Origin of the sequence: Allomesorhizobium camelthorni (genome assembly GCF_011045125.1) — a bacterium.
Lineage (GTDB): Bacteria > Pseudomonadota > Alphaproteobacteria > Rhizobiales > Rhizobiaceae > Allomesorhizobium > Allomesorhizobium camelthorni.
On the sequence record NZ_JAAKZF010000058.1, the window covers coordinates 1 to 23,598 of the forward strand.

At 59.7% G+C, this 23,598-nt stretch carries 24 protein-coding genes and 1 pseudogene; 5 read left to right on the forward strand and 20 right to left on the reverse strand.

Annotation, left to right across the window (positions count from 1 at the left end):
- The 8 genes from G6N73_RS26380 to G6N73_RS26415 all read right to left on the reverse strand — a co-directional run.
- Positions 1 to 398, reverse strand: a 398-nt coding sequence (locus G6N73_RS26380; RefSeq protein WP_165032946.1) for a transposase, incomplete at its 3' end; no start/stop codon positions are given.
- Between the two features lie 211 nt (positions 399 to 609).
- Complete coding sequence (locus G6N73_RS26385; RefSeq protein ID WP_165032947.1) at positions 610 to 1,425, reverse strand: transglutaminase-like domain-containing protein; 816 nt, start codon at positions 1,423 to 1,425, stop codon at positions 610 to 612.
- Between the two features lie 24 nt (positions 1,426 to 1,449).
- Positions 1,450 to 1,725 (reverse strand): DUF1488 family protein, encoded by a 276-nt coding sequence (locus G6N73_RS26390; RefSeq protein WP_165032948.1) that lies wholly within the window; start codon positions 1,723 to 1,725, stop codon positions 1,450 to 1,452.
- Positions 1,722 to 2,051, reverse strand: a complete 330-nt coding sequence (locus G6N73_RS26395; RefSeq protein WP_165032949.1) for a hypothetical protein — start codon at positions 2,049 to 2,051, stop codon at positions 1,722 to 1,724. Before G6N73_RS26395 ends, G6N73_RS26390 begins: the two co-directional genes overlap by 4 nt.
- The gene (locus tag G6N73_RS26400; RefSeq protein WP_165032950.1) at positions 2,048 to 2,290 is read right to left on the reverse strand and encodes a hypothetical protein; all 243 of its coding nucleotides are present in this window, start codon (positions 2,288 to 2,290) and stop codon (positions 2,048 to 2,050) included. The genes G6N73_RS26395 and G6N73_RS26400 overlap by 4 nt, the downstream gene beginning before the upstream one ends.
- Positions 2,291 to 2,309: 19 nt before the next feature.
- Complete coding sequence (locus G6N73_RS36440) at positions 2,310 to 2,450, reverse strand: hypothetical protein (RefSeq protein ID WP_206079092.1); 141 nt, start codon at positions 2,448 to 2,450, stop codon at positions 2,310 to 2,312.
- A 288-nt stretch (positions 2,451 to 2,738) separates the two neighbouring features.
- A complete protein-coding gene (locus G6N73_RS26410) occupies positions 2,739 to 3,002 on the reverse strand; it encodes a hypothetical protein (protein WP_165032952.1) in 264 nt (87 codons plus the stop codon).
- 377 nt (positions 3,003 to 3,379) lie between these two features.
- Positions 3,380 to 3,643 (reverse strand): hypothetical protein, encoded by a 264-nt coding sequence (locus tag G6N73_RS26415; RefSeq protein WP_165032953.1) that lies wholly within the window; start codon positions 3,641 to 3,643, stop codon positions 3,380 to 3,382.
- A gap of 211 nt (positions 3,644 to 3,854) precedes the next feature.
- On the opposite strand from G6N73_RS26415, the gene G6N73_RS26420 reads away from it, so the two are divergent.
- The 4 genes from G6N73_RS26420 to G6N73_RS26435 all read left to right on the forward strand — a co-directional run bounded on the left by G6N73_RS26420 (position 3,855) and on the right by G6N73_RS26435 (position 8,840).
- Complete coding sequence (locus G6N73_RS26420) at positions 3,855 to 4,925, forward strand: sensor histidine kinase (protein WP_165032954.1); 1,071 nt, start codon at positions 3,855 to 3,857, stop codon at positions 4,923 to 4,925.
- A 337-nt stretch (positions 4,926 to 5,262) separates the two neighbouring features.
- Complete coding sequence (locus G6N73_RS26425) at positions 5,263 to 5,526, forward strand: hypothetical protein (protein WP_165032955.1); 264 nt, start codon at positions 5,263 to 5,265, stop codon at positions 5,524 to 5,526.
- 616 nt (positions 5,527 to 6,142) lie between these two features.
- A complete protein-coding gene (locus G6N73_RS26430) occupies positions 6,143 to 7,270 on the forward strand; it encodes a glucoamylase family protein (RefSeq protein ID WP_343044746.1) in 1,128 nt (375 codons plus the stop codon).
- Between the two features lie 274 nt (positions 7,271 to 7,544).
- Positions 7,545 to 8,840 carry a cation:proton antiporter gene (locus G6N73_RS26435; protein ID WP_206079093.1) on the forward strand — a complete coding sequence of 432 codons (1,296 nt, stop codon included), beginning with the start codon at positions 7,545 to 7,547 and terminating at the stop codon, positions 8,838 to 8,840.
- Between the two features lie 933 nt (positions 8,841 to 9,773).
- Here the strand turns inward: G6N73_RS26435 and G6N73_RS26440 are convergent.
- From G6N73_RS26440 to G6N73_RS26455, 4 genes are all read right to left on the reverse strand, one after another.
- Positions 9,774 to 10,928 (reverse strand): sulfite oxidase, encoded by a 1,155-nt coding sequence (locus G6N73_RS26440; RefSeq protein ID WP_165032957.1) that lies wholly within the window; start codon positions 10,926 to 10,928, stop codon positions 9,774 to 9,776.
- 536 nt (positions 10,929 to 11,464) lie between these two features.
- Complete coding sequence (locus G6N73_RS26445) at positions 11,465 to 11,911, reverse strand: DUF1127 domain-containing protein (protein WP_165032958.1); 447 nt, start codon at positions 11,909 to 11,911, stop codon at positions 11,465 to 11,467.
- Between the two features lie 143 nt (positions 11,912 to 12,054).
- The gene (locus G6N73_RS26450) at positions 12,055 to 12,444 is read right to left on the reverse strand and encodes a hypothetical protein (protein ID WP_165032959.1); all 390 of its coding nucleotides are present in this window, start codon (positions 12,442 to 12,444) and stop codon (positions 12,055 to 12,057) included.
- Positions 12,445 to 13,197: 753 nt separating this feature from the next.
- Positions 13,198 to 14,967, reverse strand: coding sequence for an adenylate/guanylate cyclase domain-containing protein (locus G6N73_RS26455; protein ID WP_165032960.1), 1,770 nt, complete (start codon positions 14,965 to 14,967; stop codon positions 13,198 to 13,200).
- 131 nt (positions 14,968 to 15,098) lie between these two features.
- Here G6N73_RS26455 and G6N73_RS38065 point away from each other — a divergent pair, with 131 nt between their 5' ends.
- Complete coding sequence (locus G6N73_RS38065) at positions 15,099 to 15,221, forward strand: hypothetical protein (RefSeq protein WP_281352980.1); 123 nt, start codon at positions 15,099 to 15,101, stop codon at positions 15,219 to 15,221.
- 114 nt (positions 15,222 to 15,335) lie between these two features.
- Here G6N73_RS38065 and G6N73_RS26460 read toward each other — a convergent pair.
- The 8 genes and pseudogenes from G6N73_RS26460 to G6N73_RS26495 form a co-directional block, all read right to left on the reverse strand.
- Positions 15,336 to 16,257 (reverse strand): annotated as a pseudogene (locus tag G6N73_RS26460) (transposase); the annotation flags it as partial.
- A gap of 84 nt (positions 16,258 to 16,341) precedes the next feature.
- Entirely contained in the window at positions 16,342 to 16,671 is a 330-nt protein-coding gene (locus G6N73_RS26465; RefSeq protein WP_165032961.1) for a hypothetical protein, read from the reverse strand.
- Positions 16,664 to 16,975, reverse strand: coding sequence for a BID domain-containing protein (locus G6N73_RS26470; protein ID WP_165032962.1), 312 nt, complete (start codon positions 16,973 to 16,975; stop codon positions 16,664 to 16,666). Before G6N73_RS26470 ends, G6N73_RS26465 begins: the two co-directional genes overlap by 8 nt.
- 78 nt (positions 16,976 to 17,053) lie before the next feature.
- Entirely contained in the window at positions 17,054 to 17,362 is a 309-nt protein-coding gene (locus G6N73_RS26475) for a DUF1062 domain-containing protein (protein WP_165032963.1), read from the reverse strand.
- A gap of 359 nt (positions 17,363 to 17,721) precedes the next feature.
- Positions 17,722 to 18,069: a hypothetical protein gene (locus G6N73_RS26480; protein ID WP_165032964.1), complete on the reverse strand. Its 348-nt coding sequence runs from the start codon at positions 18,067 to 18,069 to the stop codon at positions 17,722 to 17,724.
- 996 nt (positions 18,070 to 19,065) lie between these two features.
- Complete coding sequence (locus G6N73_RS26485; protein ID WP_165032965.1) at positions 19,066 to 19,794, reverse strand: DUF2161 family putative PD-(D/E)XK-type phosphodiesterase; 729 nt, start codon at positions 19,792 to 19,794, stop codon at positions 19,066 to 19,068.
- Positions 19,795 to 19,823: 29 nt separating this feature from the next.
- A complete protein-coding gene (locus G6N73_RS26490) occupies positions 19,824 to 21,902 on the reverse strand; it encodes an ATP-dependent helicase (RefSeq protein WP_165032966.1) in 2,079 nt (692 codons plus the stop codon).
- 378 nt (positions 21,903 to 22,280) lie between these two features.
- A complete protein-coding gene (locus G6N73_RS26495; protein WP_165032974.1) occupies positions 22,281 to 23,423 on the reverse strand; it encodes a helix-turn-helix domain-containing protein in 1,143 nt (380 codons plus the stop codon).
- Between the last annotated feature and the right edge of the window lie 175 nt (positions 23,424 to 23,598).

Consider the following 23,598-nt stretch of genomic DNA (forward strand, 5'->3'; position numbering starts at 1 on the left):
ATACAGCGCTCGACGGTCATTTCGAACAGCTGGCGCAGCAGGTCGCTGTCGCGGAAGCGGCCATGCCGGTTCTTGGAGAAGGTCGAATGATCGGGTACCACGCCATCAAGGCCCAGCCGGCAGAACCAGCGATAGGCGAGGTTGAGATGGACTTCGTCGCACAGCCGCCGCTCTGACCGGATGCCCATGCAATAGCCGATGATCAGCATACGGATCATCAACTCGGGATCAATCGAAGGCCGACCAGTTTCGCTATAGAAGGGCCGCAAGTGCTCGCGGATGTTCGATAGGTCCACGAACCGGTCGATCGAGCGCAGCAGATGGTCCGCCGGCACGTGTCGATCCAGGTTAAAGCTGTAAAACAGCGCATCCTGCGCCACCGTTCGCTCACCCATCATCGGTCCACTCTCCGGATCCCGGCAATGAGTGAATCAGTTGATCGACGCTACTTCAAGGCCAAGTTTTTCAACACAATCTGCCCCATTCGGGACTTTCAGCCTAAGCTCTGTGAAGGACCGTATTGGGTCAAATCGGTGAGTTCCGCTGAAAGCCCTATCCGGGATCAAATTAGTGGGGACTATCCCAGACTTTATCCCCGACGCCGCAGGCCTATTGCGGATCGGGGACAACCTCATAGGTCCAAACTCGAAACGCCTTCAGGACGTGCGGGCCGAAGGAATTGATGAGCGGTATGTCGGCCGCATCTCGGCCGCGGGCGACTACTATCCTGCCGATCCGCGGGATGTTGTTGCGCGGATCGAATGTGTGCCACGTGCCGTCCAGGAAGACCTCGATCCAGGCGCTGAAATCCATCGGATCGACGACAGGAACGCCGATGTCGCCGAGATGGCCATTGACGTAGCGTGCGGGAATGTTGAGGCAGCGGCAGAACGTGACTGCGAGATGCGCGAAGTCGCGACAGACGCCCACCCGCTCGTTGAAAGCCTCGAAGGCGGTTCGGGTCGACCGGGCCTGCATATAGTCGAAGCGGATGTGGGTATGGACGAAGTCGCAGATCGCCTGCACCCGATCCCAACCGGGTGCGACGCTGCCGAACTTATCCCATGCAATCTGGCTGAGGAGGTCGGTTTCGCAATAGCGGCTGCCCATGAGATAGACCAGGCAATCGTCCGGCAATTCCGGCACCGCAAGTTCCCGCGCGCCAGGAACTGCCCTGTCCGGTTGGCCGTCATCCTCGATCGTGGCATCGCCCCAAATCGTCAGGTCGCCCGCCGGCGCGACAAGCCGCCGGCATCGGTTGCCGAAGAGATCTCGATAGGTCGTTGTGGGAATATCAGGAGTAGTGAACAGCGTTTCGGGAACACGAATGTCGGCCGCGCGGTCCTCGTGGACCGATAACAGACACACAAGTGCAGTCGGCTGATGGCAGGTCAGCGTGATTTCATAACCGTAGCGGATCAACATGGAGGATACTCGCTCCTTATCCGACTACCCGAAATCGGCGGCCGTCAAAGTATAGGATTCGCGACGGCGGTGAGAATAAGCCTTGCGCGCTGCATCGTAGATCGACGTGCGCATTGAATCGAACGCCGCGAGGCACTTAGCCTCCGACGGCGCTGTCCCGCGCAACTCCGTTCCCGATTTCTCTAGTGCACCGACCTCCACCAGGAATCGCACTTGAGACATGCCGTCATGACCGCTGAAGCGGACGGCGTTCCGCTCATCATCGAAGCTGCGGCTCGGGTTTGGAAAGGACAGTGTCATGACCGGCGTGCCGTCGTTTCACCTGACGCATCCTGGGCAAGTGCCAACAGGCTGATCCTCTGTTTGCGGCGTTCGGCGTTGCGAAGATTGAGAGACATCATCCTACTTGTGGCCTGTGACCTGTCTAGGCCAGTCAAATCATCGTTGCCTATACGCGCCGTAACGCCCGTGAAGACATGATAGACGGTCCAGGACCTATCGACTTCAACACGGCGGCCATACTGATGCTCCGTGAGATCACGGCCCGGTGCGCCGCCCTCATTTTCCCAGATCGCGATTGCCACAGTATTCCGTCGCAGACCGGCTTCGTTGTTTTGACGGTTCATGATTGTAGCCGTTCGTCATTGAGCGCTTCAGCGTTGATGACGCCGCAATAGAGGGTCGCGCCATTCGCGTCGGTGATCGTCATGGCGTCCGGTCGCTGCGGCATGTCCAGGGTCTGCGAAAGCTGCCGCCCAACCTCGATCGCGTCATCGGTATTCACCGCTTCCTTCGTTTCGCGGCCGACGACGGCATGCGCGTCGTCCGCGTTCCGGGTGCGATAGAATTCGATCACGATCTTCATTGCACGAGCGCGGTCGCTGTCAGCTCTTGCCCTTGCCGCGTGGGGCGTTGGCCTCGGCGAGCTTTATCTGCGCGCCAAATGCGCCTTCAGGCTTCGGCGGTGCTTTCACCTGCTTCGGCTTTCTGATCTCGCGACTGCTGCGTTTCTGTCCCTTGGCCATTGTCGAACGTCCTTTCGATGAGTGTTGCGCCAAAATCCGGCTGATCCCGGCCTAGCGGCTCCAGACAGTCTTGCGTCGTAACCCGCTCATGACGCTCGTCGTCGTGGCGAATGCGGTATTGAAACAAATTATTCCTCGGAGGCAGCGTTGCGGTGATCCGGTAGACATCCCCAAGCTTGGGCGACGTTCCGAACCCGACCTTCAGCCGGACGGACTGCCCAATCGAAAAAAGATGCTTTGCAGCGTCGCGCGGGGTCGCCCGGCTGCGGTGCACGCGGGATAGGGCCGTCATGATTGTTCAAGGTCCTTTGCAAGGGCGGCTTCAAGGTCCGCCGGATTGATCGGCACCATCTGTTGCGTCGGAGCGTGTCTGGCGACCGCCGGCAGGTGCATGAAAGCGCCGACTCGCCGCCAGGCAAGCCGGGAGGTGCCCTCTACGAGCTCCTCGTCGTGGTCGACGCGGTAGTCTCCCGCCGGTTGCGGCGCGTCAAAACCCGGCAAGCGGAAATCCGATGAAAAGTGAACGACAGTTTGCGTGGTGCGGCTGGTCATATTGCAGGCCTCCGCAGGAGCACGCGGATGCGCCTCCTGCATCATTCCCGAGCGAACTGGATGACCCTTGATGCTGCCAGTACATCCGTGGTCAGCGCCAGGGTCCAATCCAGATTCGAACGGAGCGACATGCGCGCCGGATCGGCGCGATGCATTCGCTGTCGAGATTCGGGGTGTATGGCGGGTCTAGGTCTCTGACACCGCGAAAGCCAATCGGCCAAAATCAACGAGCTTTATATATGCTCCTTGATTGAGCTTCAAACAAGGCACGGGCGCATATTATTCAAACCGCAAAGTGACGAGGTGAGTTAGCTCAGGCCATCTCGGTGTACGGCTCAAGTTGGCGATCCCGGCGTCCAGCCCATCGGTCGTAACGGTCAGTCTGCCCAGGAAGCAAGCTCGATCTCATCGACCAGCTTCAAAGTCCGTTTTCGAGTGGAGTGACGGTTCTCGCCGTTGACCATTTGATGGGTTGAAGAAAACAACTGGGCGAGTTGTTGGTGCAAACGCTTTTTCTCCATCGGATCGCGAACGAGGGATGTGGCGCGTAGTGCCAGATGCTGGCCGTCAGCAACATTTGTTGGGCCGCCTGCGCCGACCGTCGCGCGAACCTCGATCATGCGTACCGCCAGCTCAACCATGCGTCCTCCCCGCCCAAATCCCAGTCTGGGCCACCGTTTGATCATACGTGCCAACAGGTCAGGGCGATAGCGAAAGCGCACCCATGTCGGACGCTTTCGTCGGGATCCGGTCAAGGATCGAATCCGCTAGGACATTCCTCGCCAGCGGCCTATGGTGCCCTGCACATCGGCTTTCAGCCCATGATCGCCAGATCGGATGTTCTCCCTTCAAATGCTCGACTTTCAAAAACTTGAACATGCGCAGACGCTTGCGCAAGCGATCGTCAACACGATTCCCGAGCCGTTTGTCGTGCTGGATGACCGCTATCATGTGTTGGCCGCAAGCCGCTCCTTCTATTCCACCTTCAACGTCCAGCCCGAGCAAACGCGCGGCCGTCTGCTTTACTCGCTTGGCGATGGTCAGTGGGACATTCCCGATTTGCGTGTTCTATTGGAGACGATCATTCCCGAGCAGACCGCAATGGATAACTTCGAAGTCCAGCATGACTTTCCCGATGTCGGGCATCGGACGATGCTGCTGAACGCCCGCCAGGTAATCTACGAGGACAGTTCGACTCGGACGATCCTTCTCGCCTTTACCGATGTTACGGCCCGGCGGGCGATCGAGCGGGAAAAGGAAGAGCTCCTCAGCCAGACCGAAGAGTTGCTGCGCCAGAAGGATATTCTGCTTCAGGAAATGCAGCATCGCGTCGCCAACAGCCTTCAGATCATCGCCAGTATTCTGTTGTTGAAGGCTCGGGCTGTGACTTCGGAAGAAACCCGCCAGCACCTGCGGGATGCGCACCAGCGCGTCATGTCTGTAGCTGAGGTTCAGCGCCATCTCCACACGCTTGAAGGCATCGACCAGATCGACGTGGCCTCCTACCTGTCTAAGCTTTGCGAAAGTCTGATCGCGTCGATGGTTGGTGAAGGCCGGATCGCGATCAAGGTGATGGCGGACGCCGGAACCGTTGGATCTGAAAAAGCCGTGAGCTTGGGCCTGATCGTTACCGAACTTGTGATCAATGCGATCAAATATGCGTTTCCCGCTGACCGAAGCGGCGCACTGATCCTTGTCACCTTTGAAACGGCTGGCCCGGACTGGAAATTGACTGTTTCGGACAATGGTGTCGGCAAAAGCGCCAGCGATAACGATGGCAAGAAACCCGGCCTGGGAACCGCAATCGTACAGGCGCTGGTAAAGCAGATGGACGCCCAACTCGAAACCACCAGTTCCGCGGCCGGCATGAGCGTGGGTATTACTCAAGCGACGTTCACATCGCATATGCCACTGGCAAGCTGACATGTCGCTACCAACGACCGATGCGGCTCCATGAGAAAACCAGGACCCCGTGCCTTTGGCATCAGAGGGACTTCAAACAACTCCGTCAAGGCAGTCGCAGCAGGCCACTCGGCTCGCTGGAGCGCCCCGATAAAAGGGTATCTGACGTCGTCGGACCGAACCGCGATGGTCGGGTTTCTGATCAAGGCGGGTGTGACGTTATGGGTTTTAGTTATTATCCTCGTTGTGTTCTTCCGATGAATTTCCGCCAACCCCTGCCGTTGAAGTTGATTTCGCCAACCTCTGACTCCACCCGTTCGAAATTTAAAGTTGAGAGCGGCCCACAAGGAAACAACTCATGTCGGATGCTATCCTTTCGCAACAGAAGATGCCCAGGCTGGTCGTCGTCATGGCGTTCGACCCCGATGACGACGGCGTGCTTCAGGTTGTATTCGGCCCAGCCGAGCAGCAGAGCGAGGAGCGTGCAATCCGGACAGCGAAGGCGCTGGCGCCCAAGCATGCCGGCGTCATCGCCTGGTCGCGAGAAGCCAATCCGGCGCTTGGCGAATATGGCGAGCCTTCGACCTTGTTCGTCAGCGGCGATGTGCCTGCCATGGAATGAGCGGCGGGATGATCGGGAACGCCACCGAACCTACGGCGACGACAACCGGGAACAAACTCGCTGTCATTGGAGGGCACATTCTCGAACATGCATCGGCCAGGCATTGTAGCCTGATGGATTTAGGGGCTTAGCGGGCATGAAACGAACGATATACGCGATCATCTGTGTGGCCCTGATCGCTGCAGGCTCGGCGTTGCTCTTTTCGATGTCTCTCGACCCCCCGGACGAACCGTTTACGTCGAGCAAGTTGCGGGACGGCTAAATCCTCGATGCACTCGCGAACTGCTAGCAATCCGAGGCAAGACAACCGCAGCCGCTCCGGAAACAGGGCACGAGCCAAACGAAGCGCGGGCGAGGCAGTTGGGCCTGTGGCAGCATTTGACCTGGAACGTCACAACGACCCGCGGTCCGTACGCCAATTTCAGCAACCGACTCTATGATTCCCAGCACGCTCCAAGCCCCCGACCTCCCGGCAAACGTTCACGAATTCGACGATGACGCGCTACTGGACATCGTGCAGCAGCAAACGGCCCGGTACTTCTGGGAAGGCGCTCATCCCGTCAGCGGCCTTGCCCTAGATCGACAGAAGACCACCGGTGCTCCGGCCAACGATCTCGTGGCGATCGGCGGTTCTGGCTTCGGTATCATGGCCATCATCGTTGCGGTTGAACGTGGATGGATCGAGCGTACGGCGGCATTGAGCCGATTGCAGGGAATGCTGGATTTCCTGGAAAGCTCGCCGCGCTATCACGGCGTGTTCCCGCATTTCATCAATGGCCGCACTGGTGCGACAATTCCATTCCGTCGCAAGGACGACGGCGCTGATCTGGTCGAAACCACTTTCCTGTTTCAAGGTCTGATTTGCGCCCGCGAGTATTTCGCCGGGAAGGCAACCGAGGAAGCGCGCCTTCGCCATAGCGTAAACGCGCTGTTGTCGCAGGCTGAATGGAACTGGTTCACACGCGGGGCCCGGCAACTCATGTGGCACTGGAGCCCGAACCACGGCTGGGCGATGGACAATCCGATCAGGGGTTGGAACGAATGCCTGCTCACTTTCGTGCTGGCGGCGGGAACAGCGCGCCACCCCATCGATCCGGGGATCTATCACGAAGGCTTTGCCGGTGGACCCGACTTTCGAAACGGGCGCGATCATTACGGGATCGTCCTGCCGTTGGGAATGAATTCTGGTGGTCCGCTTTTCTTTTCGCACTATTCCTTCTGCGGGCTCGATCCGCGAGGCCTAAACGACCGATACGCCGACTACTGGCAACAGAACCTCCATCACACGCAGATCAATTATCGGCATTGCGTCCGCAATCCGCATAACCATTTGGGATACGGCCCCGACTGCTGGGGTCTGACCGCGAGCCATGGGCCGCGAGGATACGTCGCGCGTGCACCCGACAGGGACTTTGGCGTGATCACTCCGTCCGCCGCCCTGTCGAGTTTCCCTTATGCTCCGGCGGAAGCGATGCGCGCACTGCGTGGTTTCCTGACCAAGCCTCGAAAACGCATATGGGGCCGCTTCGGCTTCGTCGACGCGTTTTGCGAAGGTCGCAACTGGTACTCCCGAACCTATCTGGCGATCAATCAGGGGCCAATTATCGCGATGACCGAGAACCATCGTACCGGGCTTTTGTGGAGACTGTTCATGGGCGCGCCGGAAGTGCGCAGGGGCTTGGCGAGGCTGGGGTTCACCGGCCAGCATCCGGACAGCATCAACACGTCAATACATGGCGGGTAATGTTCTCAGGAATACAGCCTCGCCTTCTTGCAATGTCTTCAAGTGACAAAACTGACCTTCGATTGGCGGGACAAACGTCTGCACAGGGGTCAGGTTAGGACCGAGCCTGCGCCGAGCTGAATGTCTGCTCATTTACATCTCACACTAGAAGCTGCCTGTCCGCTTAGCCCGACGGCGACCAGATGCGCACCGACTTCGCATTAAAAGCAGCGACATGGAGACCGTACCGGTTCATCTAGCCTGCGACGCAGCGTAAGAAGCTATGATTGAATGCATGGCTGCAGCGGAGGAACAGCGCAACGTGGACCCTTATGTACTGCTCCTCGCAGTCTTCGGCGCCGTGGTCCTTCTGACCGCCTGGCTGCCCCTTGTCCTCAAGGAACTGCCGCTTTCACTGCCCATGGTGTGCATTGGAATCGGGGTTCTTCTGGTCCTGTCGCCATTCTCACCGAACGTAGGGGTTAATCCGTTGGAGAACCGCTATCTTACGGAGCGACTGACGGAGTTCGTGGTCATAGTCTCGCTTATGGGAGCGGGGTTGAAGTTGGACCGGCCGGTCAGTTGGAGGGGCTGGGGTTCTACATGGCGCCTGATCGGCATCGCTATGCCATTGACCATCGCGGGAATTGCTCTGCTCGGCTGGGCGGTCTTGGGACTCGGAGCTGCCGCTGCACTTCTCTTGGGCGCCGCTCTCGCCCCAACTGATCCAGTGCTGGCGAGCGACGTGCAAGTCGGGCCACCACAATCTGGCAAGGAGGACGACGTGCGTTTCGCCCTTACCTCCGAGGCAGGGCTGAACGACGGCGCAGCCTTTCCTTTCGTCTACCTTGCTATCGCAGTCGCCCTGTCGCAGGCCGCGGGTGGCGAGCCGTTCCTGGCGAACTGGCTTCTCATCGACGTCTTGTGGAAGATCGCAGCCGGCGTGGCGATTGGCTGGCTTGGTGGAAAGGCCATGGGTTTCCTCGTGTTCCGACTGCCCAACCGTACGGGACTGTCGGAAACAAGGGACGGCTTCGTAGCGTTGGGGATCACTTGTCTCGCCTATGGCACAACCGAGTTGGCAAACGGCTACGGGTTTCTTGCGGTTTTCGTTGCGGCGGTTGCTCTTAGATCGGTCGAGCGCCGCCACCATTATCATGAGAACCTTCATACCTTCGCCGAGCAGATCGAACGATTGGTGATGATGGTCTTGCTTGTGTGTTTCGGGGCCGCCATTGCTGAGGGTACAATTTTTGGGGCCCTCAGCTGGCCAGTAATTGCCATCACCGCGCTAATTCTGTTCGTTGTACGACCGCTCTCCGGCTGGATCAGCTTAGCAAGGCATCCGGCCTCCTCACCCGAGAAGGCGGCGATCGCATTCTTTGGCATCCGTGGGCTCGGGTCGTTCTATTACGTCGCCTATGCCTTTGGGCAGGCAGAATTTCAGGCGCCTCAGATCATTTGGGTGACTGTTTGCAGCGTAGTTCTCGTGTCAATCGTCACCCACGGCGTACTCGTTACGCCGATCATGCGGCATCTCGATTACCACAGGTCCGCGCGATCAGCGACAAAGGAGACGCAGCCTCTGTGAACTGCTGCTCGAATTTCATGGTGATAGATCGGACGCTCCGCGCTCCTCTGTAGCTTACTGCCTTTCCAGGCAGTCGCCCGTGTCGCCCAATACGTATGCTCGTCGCAGAAAGACCGCCAAAGCGGAGCCCAGTAGTCCACGCGGTCGTGCGTGCCACATTCAGCGATCACGGTGCCGCAGTCGCTGCCACCTTGCGGCGGTAGTGGATTTCCGCGCCTCCCTCCGAATGCCCCTTGAACTCGCTCGATCTTCCCCAGCGCCGCGACATCTGCACCGCGCTCCACTAGAAAATGAGCACCTTGTCCCTGGCGCATCCGGTCAGGGCGACAAAGGCGTCATTGGCGAAGATGATCGGGTGCCCGGGTTACTTCGCGTCCGTGACCACCATTGCCATCGTGTTTCCTCGGCGGCGACCACGAACGGGCCGAGTTCGTCCCGAAAGTTCTCGACATCGGCTTCGGCAGCCTTCTGCCCTTCGGACTTGTAGCATGCGGCCAACCAGATCGGCCGACTGCGCTTTCAACCAAGCCGCACCATACCCAGCTTACCCCATCAAGTGCCACATGAGCACGAAGAGAACCCAGGCACCCGAACGCGTCGAGAACGCTCACAACCGAGCGGCCGCCCCTTGACTCATTAGAGAACACTATCGGTCCAATCCTTCCGGTTCACGAACGGTAAACTCGCGCCATAACCAGTCATTCCCGTCGTTTCTCAATAGCGGCCGTTCACGCTACGACTGCAGGCGAGACCCGTTGCAGCCTTTGACCAGCCGCCAGATAAACGGCTGGTCTGAAGAAGCGGGGGATCCAGGTTCGTTCGCTGTGCATGACCGCCAGCACCTTCTCCTTAAGTGCCGCAATCTCAAGCGAAGGGTTCTCGGTCGAACGTTGCGTTTCCTCAGCAGCCGATGCACGTGGCAGGCAAAGTTCGTCAAACGATGCGGATGCGGCGCGTCACTTGGCCATTGCTTTCCCAGTATGTGTGCTTCTTGGCGATCATGGGATCGTCCATTGCCGGTTGAATTTGCCCGGTGGTACCAATTGCGCGCGAGGTCACCGTGTGTTCTCCAGGGGAGGGATTTGCCCAATCCAGGGACCAAATCTTCCAGGCGTGTTCGGCCTCCTCACTGCGATCAATGGTTGCTGACGCCCATGGCGTTTGATCGATTTGCACTTCCACCCGGTCGATCGGTGTCCCCCAGGCTGCGCCGATAATTCGGTAACCTGAGTCCTTCCGGGTGACCTTTGCGGGGGCGGACTTTATCAGGGCTCGGCCGACTGAGGTCTCGGCCCACACGGTCTCGCCGTTGTGCTCTTCTTCCCGGATGGTGACATAGTCGCGGGCCATCAGCAGGCTCATGAAGCGGGTGTCGCGAACCTCAATGCGATTCAGCCACTTAACGTTGGCGATCCCGTACCAGCCCGGAACAATCAGCCGCAGCGGGAAACCGTTGGGCGTTGGCAGGGTCGCTCCGTTCATTTCATAGCAGAGTAGATTGTCGGGGTTCATTGCGTCTGCGAGCGACATGCTGCGAGCGAAATTCTGTTGCATCTTGATGTCGCGTATTGTGACGTCGCCTTTATCGGTACCGAAAAACACAACCTCGATGCCATCATCAAGGACGCCGACTTCCTGGAGGATCGGGGCAAGCGGTGTACCTGCCCAGCGGGCATTGCCGATGCCGCCGGTGAAAAAGGGGAAGCCGTGGTTGCCCGAGCACTCCACTGTGAAGACGACCTCCTGTCGCGGCCGCGCCATGATGTCCGCGAGCGTCAACTTCAAGGGCTTTTTGACTAGGCCCCCGATTTCGAGGGACCACGTCTTCTCGTCAATCGTTGGTCGATTGAAATGCGAGATGCTGAAGAACTTGTCGTTTGGGGTTATCCAGGTATCCAGGTCCTCCCAGACAAGCTGGGTCTGGATCCCTACCGGATCGGGATTTTTCGTCGGCTGGTCGAGCCATCGAACAACTTCCTCACCCGGCCGCGTCGGAAAAGCGTGGGCCAGCGAAGTATAGAACCCCGCAATTCCGGCGAGAACCGCACTTCCTTGAACGATAAATTCTCTGCGTTGAAGATCGGGCATGTTTTTCCCTCCCAGATGCTCCGGAACGGGCTGCAACGCGCATTCGGCCGCAGCCTGAGCACGGATAGGTTGCGCTAATTTCTACCACACCCGGAAGTATTCAGGGCGAGGTCAAGCGTCATCGGCGCAGCCAAAACATGTAGCACCGGACGAATTTCTAGCTTGCCCCTCGTATTTGAGACTGCGCCTTTGTAAAAGAAGAGTCCATAGTCATCGACAGAGGCGATGACGGAATGTAAATACCATTGCGCACCTCAGGGTTGTGTATTCGAGAGCGATTTTGTTCAGAATTGCAAAAACCGTTCACTGTCCAGGTCGGTACATATCGCTTTTGTTGCCCGCCAGAACGTCCGCCCCTGGGCGCAACGCGGTTGTTCTGGGAGCCGAAGTAAAAGACTGCAACCCACCCCGGCCGGACGTTCCCGAGTGTCATCAGGCAATCTGAAGTCTGAACGCATCAACCGACCACGTGCGTTCTGTGGGCAATTGCTCATCGTCGAGGCGAAAAAGGGAAGAGAAACCCCGCCTTATGCGCTTCACCGAGAGGCGGGGCGGGCGGGTCGGGTGTTGTTGTTCCAGTTAAGCCAGCCTTTGACTCCGATGACAACCGCTTGCTCACTTCTGGCGGGGCGAGCGTTGCGTAACGCCATTCCGGGACTGCGCGGGATCATACGGAACTCGGCCATTGCAAGGGCTTGAGGGTCACCGGGACGATGAGAGTTGTCCGAACCCATCACCCCCAGCGGCTTCTCTCTGGAGGCCTCAACCAAGAAAGTCGCCATCGGCGGCTCGACTGCTTCCTGGTGCTCAGCGCCGAGAAAAGCGCACGTGATTTCGTCGCGCGCGATGCCGATGTCGCTGAGAACGTCATCTGATAAATGGCTCAACCCGTCCGTCGCCATCCACATGGCTTGTCGCTCGGCGCGACGACGGTACCATCCGCGAATGGAACCAACTGTAACAAGTAGGAAATTCGTCAACATCGGAGTGATTCCTTTATCATCTGCTCGAATTGACGGCACGTACTCTGGCGTGGGAAGCGCAAGGTGTCCGTGAAGCAAGTCACTTGCCGCGCTCGGTGATGGACGGGATTGTTTGCAAAGCGAACGACTGGTCATGCCGCAATTCACTCGTCCGATCCCGATGTCCCGCCAGTGAACTGCTCATCCGGCAGCGCAAGCGCCTGGAGCGCAACGAGCTTGTCCCTCGCGCCGACGTCCACGAGCAACGTCGTGGCGTCCATGCCGCAGGTAAGATTGACCGAATGGCCCTCCTCGCTGTCGACACCGGCGATCTGTCCCGGGTTCAGCGCCAGACGAACACGCGTGGCCGTTGCCGTCGACTCCGCTTCCGGATCGCTCTTCTCGATGATCATCAGCGCAACGAAGCATGTGGCGGCTTCCTGCACGAAATACCCGCTCATGAATTTCGAGCCGAATTCATAGCTGATGCTCTGGATCGGCAGGTATTGGGTTTGGCCTTCCGGCGGCCCCAGCGATCCGAAGTCAAAGCCCAAAGGCTCGCGCCGATGGTACCTGCGAAGGTCGAAATGCTGATTGTTTTTCGTGACATAATGCTCCCTCCCCCTTCAGGTGACGGTGGTTTGATCAAGTGATCCCAAAAGCCCATGCGATCGGTTCGGACCGCCCAGGCGGGAGTCCGATGTCCGACTTCTCTGCAAACAATTTTTCTGCGAAGTATACGCCGTGCCAGCATCTGCGCTCTGCACGTCGCAATAATATAGTACTCTTACGTTGTATGTCTAACAAGTCACATTTTGACCAGATGGAAAAAAGACTTTCTATGCACGCGCAAGTATTAAGACCCGCATCTCCTGCAACCATTGTTCGTGATGAAGGGTATTGCACCAGAAACATTCTTTTTCTGTGCAACGCCTATCCGACGTTTCTGACGACGTGTGGCGCGATCTTCCACAATTCGTCCGGGACGCCGGAGCACAGAACGAGTATCGAGCAATTTACCGTTGGAACCAATTTGAGTTTTCGGTGGTCAGATGAGAATGGCCGAAATGCTCCCGAATGACGCGTTCGGTATCGAAATGCGACTGCCCCCGCGGTCCCCAACAGTCCGTAAAATGGCGCTCCTTGCTAATGACGGCTCGCCACCCCAGCCAGTCCTTCCACGCTCATTTCTGGCGTTCTGCGGCTCAGGTGTTTGAACCAACAGGACGCGCCAACACCAGTCATTGCTCCTCGTTTGAGCGAGTGGCTGCAGAAAGTTGAAACCAGGCATTCCCCTGGTTCCGCAATTACACCAAGCCGGCCTTGCGAAGCCCGTCCACCACCAACTCGAAATCCTCGGGGTTCTTGTAGGGTAACACTTTGCGACGGTATTCCAGGGAGTAGTCGGGATTGACCTGTAACACCTCCTGCCAAGCCGCGCGGGCCTCGTCGAAACGGCCCAGATGGCCGTAACTGGAAGCGAGAAGCGCGCGCGAGACGTCGGTAACGGGATTGCGGATCAGCCGCTCCTTCAGCAAGCCAACCGCCTGTTCGTACCTTCCCAGTTGAAATGAGGCCAAGGCCTGGAAGTGCAAGAGCACATCCGGAAAGTATGGGTTCAAAACCTTCGCCCGATCGAAATACTTGAGTGCCTCGTCGGCCTTGGCCGAGTAGTACAGCGCCTCGCCGAGGCTGACGTGCCCTTCAGCGAAGTTCGGATTGAGGATTATCGCACGCTGGGCCTCGCTGATGGCAGCGTCGTGCCGTCGCGAATACAGTTCGACGATGCTCAGCGCCCAGTGCGCCCAAGGATCGCGATCATCCAGCGCTACCGCCCGCGTCGCAAGCTCTTCCGCTTGCTCGCGCGAAGTCGGCGGCGACGGACTCCATCCGTTCAAGTAGTCGAGTCCGTGGGTAAGGGCCAGGAACGCGTGGGCCGAGGCGAAGTTCGGGTCCAGTTCGATGGCACGTTGCAAAAGCCCCCGGGCCGCAATATTCGTCTCCTTCGTCAGCCGGTGCCACAGCTCCCGGCCACGCAGGAAATAGTCATACGCCTCAACGTTTCCGGTGTGCTCGGGTGCCAGCCGCTGCCGGTCGCCCTCTGTCAGGTTGATGGCCAGCGCATCCACGATCTGCTGAGTGACATCGTCCTGCACCGCGAATATGTCGGTCAGGTCGCGATCAAAGCGCTCCGCCCACAGATGGCCACCCGAGGCTGCATCGATAAGCTGCGCGGTGATCCGTACCCTGTTGCCAGATTTGCGGACGCTGCCCTCCAGCACGAAGCGTACGCCGAGATTTCTGCCGACCTCCTGCACGTGGACGTTCTTGTCCTTGAAGGTGAACGACGAATTGCGGGCGATGACGAAGAGCTGCGGCAGCTTTGAGAGAGCCGTGATGATGTCTTCCGAGATTCCATCGGCGAAATACTCCTGCTCGACATCACCGCTCATGTTGGCGAAGGGCAGGACGGCGATCGACAGCTTCGGCGGCGGCACCGTCGCCAGCCGGCTTGTCACGGATTCGGAGTTTGCAGTTGCCTTTGCCTCGGCGGTGCCGACACGCAGCAAATACACCCGGATCGGCTCGGCGATGTTCTTGAGCTGCGTGTTGCCGAGATCGCTGACTGAGAGGTCAAGCCGCGCCTTGACCTGGCGATAGGCATCCTCGGATAGGCAGATGGCGCCGGGCGCCGCGACGCCCTCCAAACGCGAGGCGATGTTGACGCCGTCGCCCATTAGATCACCGTCGCTTTCCTCGACTACGTCGCCGAGATGAATACCGATCCGGAACTCGATGCGGCGGTCCTGCGGCACGCCGGCATTGCGCTCGACCATGCCGTTCTGCACTTCGAGGGCGCAGCGCACGGCGTCTACCACACTGCGGAACTCGACAAGCGCCCCATCCCCTGTGCGCTTGATTACGCGCCCGTTGTACACGGCGATGGTCGGATCGATCAGATCGCTGCGCAGTGCCCGCAACCTCGCCAAAGTACGATCTTCGTCTGCGCCGGCCAGCCGGCTGTACCCGACCACGTCGGCAGCCAGGATCGCGGCTAGCTTGCGGTTCTCGCTCATCGACCCATCTCCCTAGTCTCCATGATAACACGACGACGCAGGGAACGAGGAAAGTTCGGCGTTCCCCTCAGAGGGACGGTGGGTGAGATCAAGGATCGCCATCCGTTCACCCTCATGCCTGAAAGCCTACGATGCTGAGCACCGATCGGGAGGCGCGCTTGACGGGCTGGATCTACAACTTCAAGGGTGACAGGGACGCCGCCGACGCGCATGTCTGGTCAATGACTGCCCTGCCGCAGATATTGTTGATTTAGTCGTTGCCAGGACGGAAGGATGGCTCTTGGTCGGATCAATCCGGCCAGATTGGTCGCAGTTTTCGGGCCTCGCTACCTGCAGTTTCGTTTAGCGGCGGCGGCGGCCACCCTCCTTTACGCCATGGTAGCGATCATCGGCCCGGCGGGGGATCGGAGCTTTGCCAATCTTCTGAGATTCTGGGCGGTAGCTGCGAGGAGGAACTCGTCGCGCGCGCTTGAGGGACCGCGCAGTCGCAGACGTCCGAGACGCAGGATGCGCTTGAGATGCGCAAACAGCATCTCGACCTTCTTCCGTCGATGGCGGGACCGCTCATATTCCGGCGTCTCGGCAATTGCTCTGGCGACATCGCGGGCATCCTCGTTCAGATCTCGGGGGGAAGGTCATATTCAGACAGCACTGCGGCTTCAGCTCGCAGACTTTGCAGTCGTGTTGGCTGGCGCAGTAAAGCCGCGTGCCCGCACTGGTGATGCCTGTGCGCGGCGTCTTGTAGCTGCGCCGGAACTGCACCAGCCGTTTGCCACCCGGGCAGGTGTATTCGTTCACGTCCGGGTCGAACATGAAGTCGGCGCGCGAGAAAGTGCCGTCCGTGCGGTTGGACTTATCGAACACCGGGATATGCGGCGCGATCTCCCGTTCCTTGACCAACCAGGCGAGATTCGCTGCCGATCCGTAGGCGCTGTCGGCGGCTAGGTACTCTGGCTTCAGGCCGAAGCGGTCCTCGGTCCTGTCAATCATGGTGCGCGCCGCTCCCACTTCTGCCTGCCGAATCGCGCGGGTGGCTTCTACGTCCAGGATGACGCCATGGTCGGTATCGATCAGATAGTTGGTAGCGTAGGCAAAGAAGGCATGACCCTTGTGCGCTCCGGTCCACCGTGCCGCTGGATCGGAGGGTGAGATGAACTTCGGCGTGACCTCACTGGCCGCCCCGAAAGCGGCGTCATCCAGGGTTGCGAGATACTCTCGCACCGCTCGACCGGCACCAAGATTGTCGGCGCGCCACTCGCCGCCCGGAATGGAGCGCTGTTTGTTGGAATCAACAGGTGGATGGAATCACGGCACCGCCAGCCGATCAACGCCGACTAAATCAACACAATCCCGCATCGGCCCTGCGCTGTCTCGTCATCGGGTCATGTCCTGATCGCGGACCTGCCTCTGGGCCCGGGTCTGGCTCACCGCCCGCTCATAGGCCGCAACGCGCTGCGCGGCGCTGAAGCTGCGCCAGGCTGCGACCAGCTTCGGGCGGTCGCCCACGGCGACTCGTGCCGCCGCTGCGTCATAGGCCGGACCCTTGGCCTCTTTCGAGCCAAGGAAGGCACGTTCTCCAAACCGCTGGTCGAGCACCTTGTTGAGCTGATCGATCTCTGCCTTCGCCATTTTGTCGGCCAGAGCAAAACCGAGCGCGGCCGAAAGGTCGTTGCGATCGATCGCATCGCGGATGCGGTCAAGCACGCCTTGCGCCGGACAATGCAGGAATGTCGACCCGGCGGCGGTCGCGCTCGCGCGACCATTCGACGATGCCAAGATCTCCGATCTCGGCGCGCAGCCGCACATAGCGGGCAAGGTTGTCCTTGAGTGCGGGAACGTCGTTCAGGGCCCGCTGCCGATCGGCTTTCGCAGTCGATGAGGCAAACATGCCAGTCCGGCCGCGCATCGCGCCGAAGGCCTCCGGATCGCGACCGAGCTGGTCGACGATGCGGCCTTGCGCTGCCTGCCTTTCCGCTTCGTTGGCGCTCATGATTGCGGAAAGGTTCATCTATATCGGTCTGGCTCCTCGCCGCCGCCGCGAACAGCGTGGCGGTCTACATTCTTTGGGCGGGCTGAGGCTGACCCCCTACTCGTCTTGCCAGATCACCTTCCGCACCATCTTGACCCCTGCCAACCGCCGCACTCGGATCGCCTGCCGTTCGGCGGCAGACAGTCGTTCAAAGGTGGCGCGCATCCATTCGGTCTTTCCGCACTTCTCACAGCGCATTTGGATCGCGGCAGCAGGGAGGTCGCCTGCCAGTTTTTGCAGATCGGTGGGATAGTAGTGGCGGACGATGTTGCAATGAGCGCAGCGAACGCGCACCAATTCACCTGCGTCGTGCGCCTTAGAGAGCGTCCATGCGCTCGGCTTCTGTCGCCCGCTCGGTTCCGGCATGAGAACGAATTAGGAACAAATGCCTGATCCGGTCAAGCGGCTTTGCCGTTCTCGTGGGCGCTTCGGCCCTCCCCACTTCGCTGATCAGTAAGGCTGATCAGGAAGGTAGACGCGGCAGCCTGTTGCCTGAACCCGCCGCATCGTTGCCGAAACGGTCCGCCGCCGCGCCCGCTTCACATTGTTGGCAAGCCCGCGGCGGAAGTGTGGCTGCGGGAACAAATTTTCAGCCAGTGTTGCCAGCGAATAGGCGCACCGTCTCAGGCGTAAGTCGCCAAGTTGGCGACACATATTCGCGGCAGTCATATTGAGGACTGGCGCTACCTCCTACCCCGTATCAGCCCGAGGTAGCGCCAGTCTCATTACGTTGCGCGCCCCCCGGCGCAAGGCCAAACGCTCTCGGGTTTCTCCCGCCCTAAAGTGATCAGCGCCACCATTAACCATTGACCAAATGGTAAAATCAAGCGGCTCCCGCAGAAATTCTTACGGTGTGTTTTGGAGGCAACTGGTTTGCCAAGGCACACCGCGCGCAAGCCGACGCTCTGGAAATCGAGGCGACGGCAAAGCGTCGTCTGGCCGACGAATACGACGCGGCACAGGATCGTGGCGAAGTCCGAAAGCAATCTGACAACCAAGCTTATTCCAAGACGGAAAAAGCTGGCCCCGCCGATATGGGGCTGACCGCCAAGGACATCCACGAAGCCCGCCAAATCCGTCTCGGCCGATCTCGACCATCTCTGTTCCAGCAAGCCCTGACGCTGGCATGTCACCGCCGCGTTACAGCAATGTGCTGGTTCTGTGATCCAATTCACAGAACGCTATCCCCGAAGTCATTCTATTTGGGATACAACCACAGGCATACCTAAGAGGTGCCTGTCCTACATTTTTGGGGAGTTATCATGGCAGTCGAAAGCATTTGGCAAAGCGGTAACGCTCAGTCACAGGATGCAGCGGCCCAGGTCTTGGCGGAGAAATTCAAGCTCCCTCCCGATAAGGCGAAACGGTTGATAGAACTTTATCGCGCCGCTCTGGCGCGTGAACTCAAGAGACCTGCGAGACGACATCGCTAGTTCGTTTGGCCACGCCACGATCAAACCTCGCTGCGGTATACTCAAGCCGCTGTCATATCCCCGTGTAGCAACCCTTGGCCGGCGGAGAAGGCAAAGGAGAACAGAGCGCAATGGGACGCGTTCCTGTTCGTTTTCACGAGAAATACAATCCACACCCCCGCCGCCTATGGGAAAACACTCCTATTAATCACAGGAGCTCAATATGGAATCGCAGTTTGTTCTCAATCGCGGCGGTCACTATGCTGAGCGGGCTACCGCGACGGCTATCACGCTTACAGTCGATACACGCGCGAGACCGGCCGCAAAGGGCTTGGTTGACGGCTCGATGCAGATCGCGCTTCTTGGCGCTGGGGCGCTCGTAGCCTTGATGAGCGATGGAGGGGGATAATGTGTGGGTAGCGTCGGTAAGCGCTCGCGTTGGCCACGTCTGCTATCCGGCGGCCTTCGCTTCTTGCGTATATCGCCGCCGCGGTCGCCAACGTGGTTGCTGTATGGTTCTTCTGGCCAGAGGCGGGTTGATATTCGTCTTGCCAAAATCCGCTCTTGGAGCTGCTCGACGTAGAAGCACGATATGCCGGGTCAAGTCCGCCCCAAGGCCAAGGCAGTGCGGACAGAATATTGGAAATAGGACCCCCGTCAGGCCTCGACGGGCGACGCCACGATGGTTTCGGCCGCCACCGCCCCTCCCCGCCCCTCAACTTGCGGCGTCCGGGACTGCTGCGGCCATCTGAGCAGCGCCTCATGGCCTGCCGCCGTCAGTCCGTAAATGCCGCGTTCGATACCGACGAACCATCCATAAACGTTCCGGCGCAGGATCTTGTAGGCGTTCGGCAGATCCGGCCGCAGGTCCCGTGGCCGCCTCGGACCATCGGCCAGCGCCGCCGCGCACGCGAGCGCCTCCTGCCGGTAGGCCGTCATGATCGGATTGCGCGAGCCGCCGCCGGCGACCGGATCGCCCTGGCGGCGCTTGTGCTCGTTCACCAGCCGCGAGCGCCGCTTGGGATCGCGCCGCGGCATCGGAGCAGCTAGGCTCAGCAATATTTCGACACCGTCAGTAGCGGTAACGCCGAGCAGGCCTATTCCGAGCCGGCGACACAGGTTTCGAAATCTGGCATCGCTCTCGCGGCCCTTTCCGCGAGCCGACAACCTTGCTGCAAGCCAGACCTCGTCGCTGGCCGCCATACGATCGACGCCCTGCAACACGAGCTCCAGATTGAATTGCAGCTTCAGCTCGCACACCACGACTACCGGCGGCGAGTCGCCGTTCAGCGCTACGAGATCGCACCCACCGATTTCGCCCTTCACGGCGAATCCCAAGCCCTCCAAAAATTTCTTCACCGGCGCGTAGAGCGACGTCTCAAGCACTGTCTTATCCCTGACCTTCGTTTCGCTTCTTACTTCCAAAGACCGCGCATCCTGGCGCCGAGATCGACCTGGACTTCGGGCCGCGCTGCTCCCGCTCGAGGATCGCGGCGATCCGACCACGACACTTGGCTAAAATTCTCCAGTATCGAAGCCGGAATGAAGCGGGTGCGTGACGCATAAACATGGCGATCGCCCCGTGAAGCTTGGCCGTGCGTGTAGAAGCGTTGCGGCGTCACCAGATGAAGGCTGTCCTTTGCCCTGGTCATCGCGACGTAGAGCAGCCGGCGCTCCTCTTCGATGTCGGCCTCCTCGCCGGTCGCAAGGTCGATCGGGATGCAGCCATCCACCGCATTCAGGACGAATACGTTCTTCCATTCCTGGCCCTTCGCCGAATGGATGGTCGACAGGATGAGATAATCCTCATCGAGGTGCGGAGGACCGGCCTGGTCGCTTGTTGCGTCGGGCGGATCGAGCGTCAGGTCGGTGAGAAAGCGCTCCCGCGAACCATAGCCGGACGCAATCTGCTCCAACTGCAGCAGGTCGGCGCGACGTGTCGTGGCATCCTCGTGGATGCGGTCGAGATGCGGTTCATACCACAGGCGGACGCGCTCGAGATCGGCAGGCCAGGATGATCTGTCCCGCAAACCAGTGAAAAGCTCGACAAAGGCCGGCCAGACGGCCTCCGTCCGCTGTGGAACCCGCGCCGCCGAAAGGCCAAGCACGGCATCGAGTGACGTGGCCATCGCCTCCATGACCGCGCCGGCCGTCGAGGGTCCGACGCCAGGCAGCAGTTGCAGGACCCGGAAGCCGGTCACCCGATCACGCGGGTTCTCGACTAAACGCAGCACGGCGAGCACGTCCTTGACGTGGGCGGAGTCCAGGAACTTCAGACCCCCGAACTTCACGAACGGGATGTTTCGCCTGGTGAGTTCGACCTCGACCGGGCCGCTGTGATGCGACGCACGGAACAGCACCGCCTGCGCCTTGAGAGCCGTTCCCGCCTCGCGCTCCTGCAGAACGGTCTCGCAGACGAAATTTGCCTGATCGGCTTCGTCCCGCACCGTCACCAGACGTGGCTTCTCCTCCGACCTGCGCTCGGTCCATAGATTCTTGGTGAAACGCTCGGCAGCTTGCCCGATGACGGCGTTCGCCGCCGCAAGGATCGCATCGGTCGAGCGATAGTTCTGGTCGAGCGTCACAACTTCCGCCGGGCGGGCGAACTGATGCGGGAACTCCAGTATATTGCGGACTTCGGCGGCTCGGAACGAATAGATCGACTGGGCATCGTCACCGACCACGGTAAGGCCGTTTCCGTCGGGCTTCAGGGCAAGCAGGATCGAGGCCTGAAGCCGGTTCGTATCCTGGTATTCGTCGACGAGGATGTGATCGAAGCGCGATGCGAGATGCTCGGCAATTGCCGCCTCCTTCGCCATTTCTGCCCAGTAGAGCAGCAGATCGTCGTAGTCGAGCACGTTCTCCGTCTGCTTGGCTTCGACATAGCCGGCAAACAGCTGCGTCAGCGCCATAGTCCAGTTTCGGCACCAGGGAAAGCTCTTGCGCAGCACGTCGTCGAGCGGCTCCTGCGCATTCACTGCGCGCGAGTAGATGGCGAGGCATGTGCCCTTCGTCGGAAAGCGGCTTTCCGTCCTGGAGAAGCCAAGCTCGTGCCGGACCAGGTTCATCAGGTCGGCCGAGTCTTCGCGATCGTGGATCGTGAAAGCCGGGTCGAGCCCGATGTCGAGCGCATAGTCCCGCAGCAGCCGGGCACCGATGGCATGGAAGGTGCCCGCCCAGTTCAGCCCATCCTTCACAATCGAGGCCTTGTCGCCAAGCACCTCGCCGGCGATCCTCTCCACCCGGCGGGTCATCTCGGCCGCTGCCCGTCTCGAAAAGGTCATCAGGAGAATGCGCCGCGGGTCGGCGCCATTGACGATGAGATGGGCGACACGATGGGCGAGTGTGTTGGTCTTGCCTGATCCGGCGCCAGCAATGATCAGCAATGGCCCCGCGATCCCGCCGCCGCCATGTTCGACGGCTGCTCGCTGACCGACGTTCAGCTTGGCGAGGTAAGATGGCTGGAAATTCGAATCACGGGCTGCGATGTTCATCCCGGCATGGAGCATCGTTTCCGTTTCGTTCGCAACGCCCTAGCTTCGCGTTCGGGAAATCTTTCGTATCGCCGACGACATTGCGGCCGTCGCGTATAAACAAGGATCTCGCCCTCTTGCCTTCCGCGAGTTTCGTGTCTGCTAGATCGCTGCCGAGAACAGCCACCAAGCGTTCGGGATGACGGCCGCTTCGGCGGGCAAACCGCCACTCATTATCCTGAGGGCGAGGTCCCGATTGGTCGAATCCTTCGCGTCCGGCAGGTTCTCTCAGGTAAGCCAATTCTGCTTCATCGGGGCTGCACCGAACAAGGTGTTTGCGACCGGGAAGCGTCTTCGCGAAGGGTTTGCCGTTGCCCCGCGGTATTTCGGTGTCTGGCATCAACTTCCAAGCATTTTAAGCCATTCCTCGAACGAACGGTGTTTGTCTTGATGCTCGAGAGAAGAAACCGCATGGCCGAGACGGGCCGGCGTGGCTGAGTTGCGGGCTTCACGAGGGCTGTACCCGAACTCACTGCTGAATGCCCTGCTGAAGTTGGCAGCCGAGCTAAAGCCCGCAGACTCAGCGATGTCGACAATGCGCTGCCTGTTCGCAGGATCGCTGAGCGCAGCATGGGCCGATAGGAGCCGCCGCTTCTGAATGTAGTGAAGAACGCCGCCGCTCGGCTCGAATAATTGGTAGAGTCGGGTGCGGGAGACGCCGAGTTCCCGGCACAGTGCGTCAGGCGTCAAATCCGGGGAATTGAGATTGCGTTGAACGTATCGGCGCGCACGCTCCATCAGTGCGACGTTCATCTGCTGCTCGACCCCTCGTCCTGCCGACGGGGAGAGGCCAGCCAAGATCATGTCGCGGGTGGCTTGGATGACGCTGGGTAAATCGTCCGCGGTGAGGGTCCGCAGCCTTGCTTCGATGCCATTGATGTAATCGGTGACGAGGTTGGCGAAGTTGCCCAACAGAACGGAATTGTTCTTTGCATCGAGAGTTGCCGCGGCCTCGGTGAACAGCTCGCGTGGCATATAGAGCAAAACGCTTTCGGACTCCGTTGCCCGGCCGCGAAATGGATGGCCAAGCGACCTGAACTCGACCTTTCCCGGTTGGCTTTCCGCCACCTGGTCATTGACCTCAGTCCAGGCCCGGCCAGTGCGCGGCAACACAACGACCCAGTGATCGATTGGGCTCGATCGCAGCTTTTTGGCAGAGCGCGAGTAACTGTGGGCCGGCACATGCTGTTGAACGATGAGCATGCTGCCAAGATTCCAGGCCGTGTGATCGGCGGAAAAGCCTTCTTCCACAGACGTCCCATTGGGCAATCTGACGTCGACAAGCGGCGCCACATGCGCCTGCCAGGCAGCAAATTGACTCTCGATCGCCAGATCGCGGGTCGAGAAGTGGAGGGGTTCGAGCGCTGGCGGACCCGGCGGAGGGGGCTCGTCTGGAGGCGGACGCGGCCTACGGCGCCGCTCCCTGTCCGGAGGCCGTGCGGAGCCGCTGTCTATATCGTATTCGGTTTTGGATGGCGACATTGGGCGATCGTCATATCTGAATCCGACATCACCCAAGCCCTTCTCAATTATGTGGTGTGCAGTGGCCGGTGGCAAGCCTTTTGACGCGGGTCGGTTGGGTGCTGGAGCCTGCAAGAACGCTCGTGCGGTAAGCGGGCCTTGTCCGCTGCACCAAACACAGACGCGAAACTCGTCT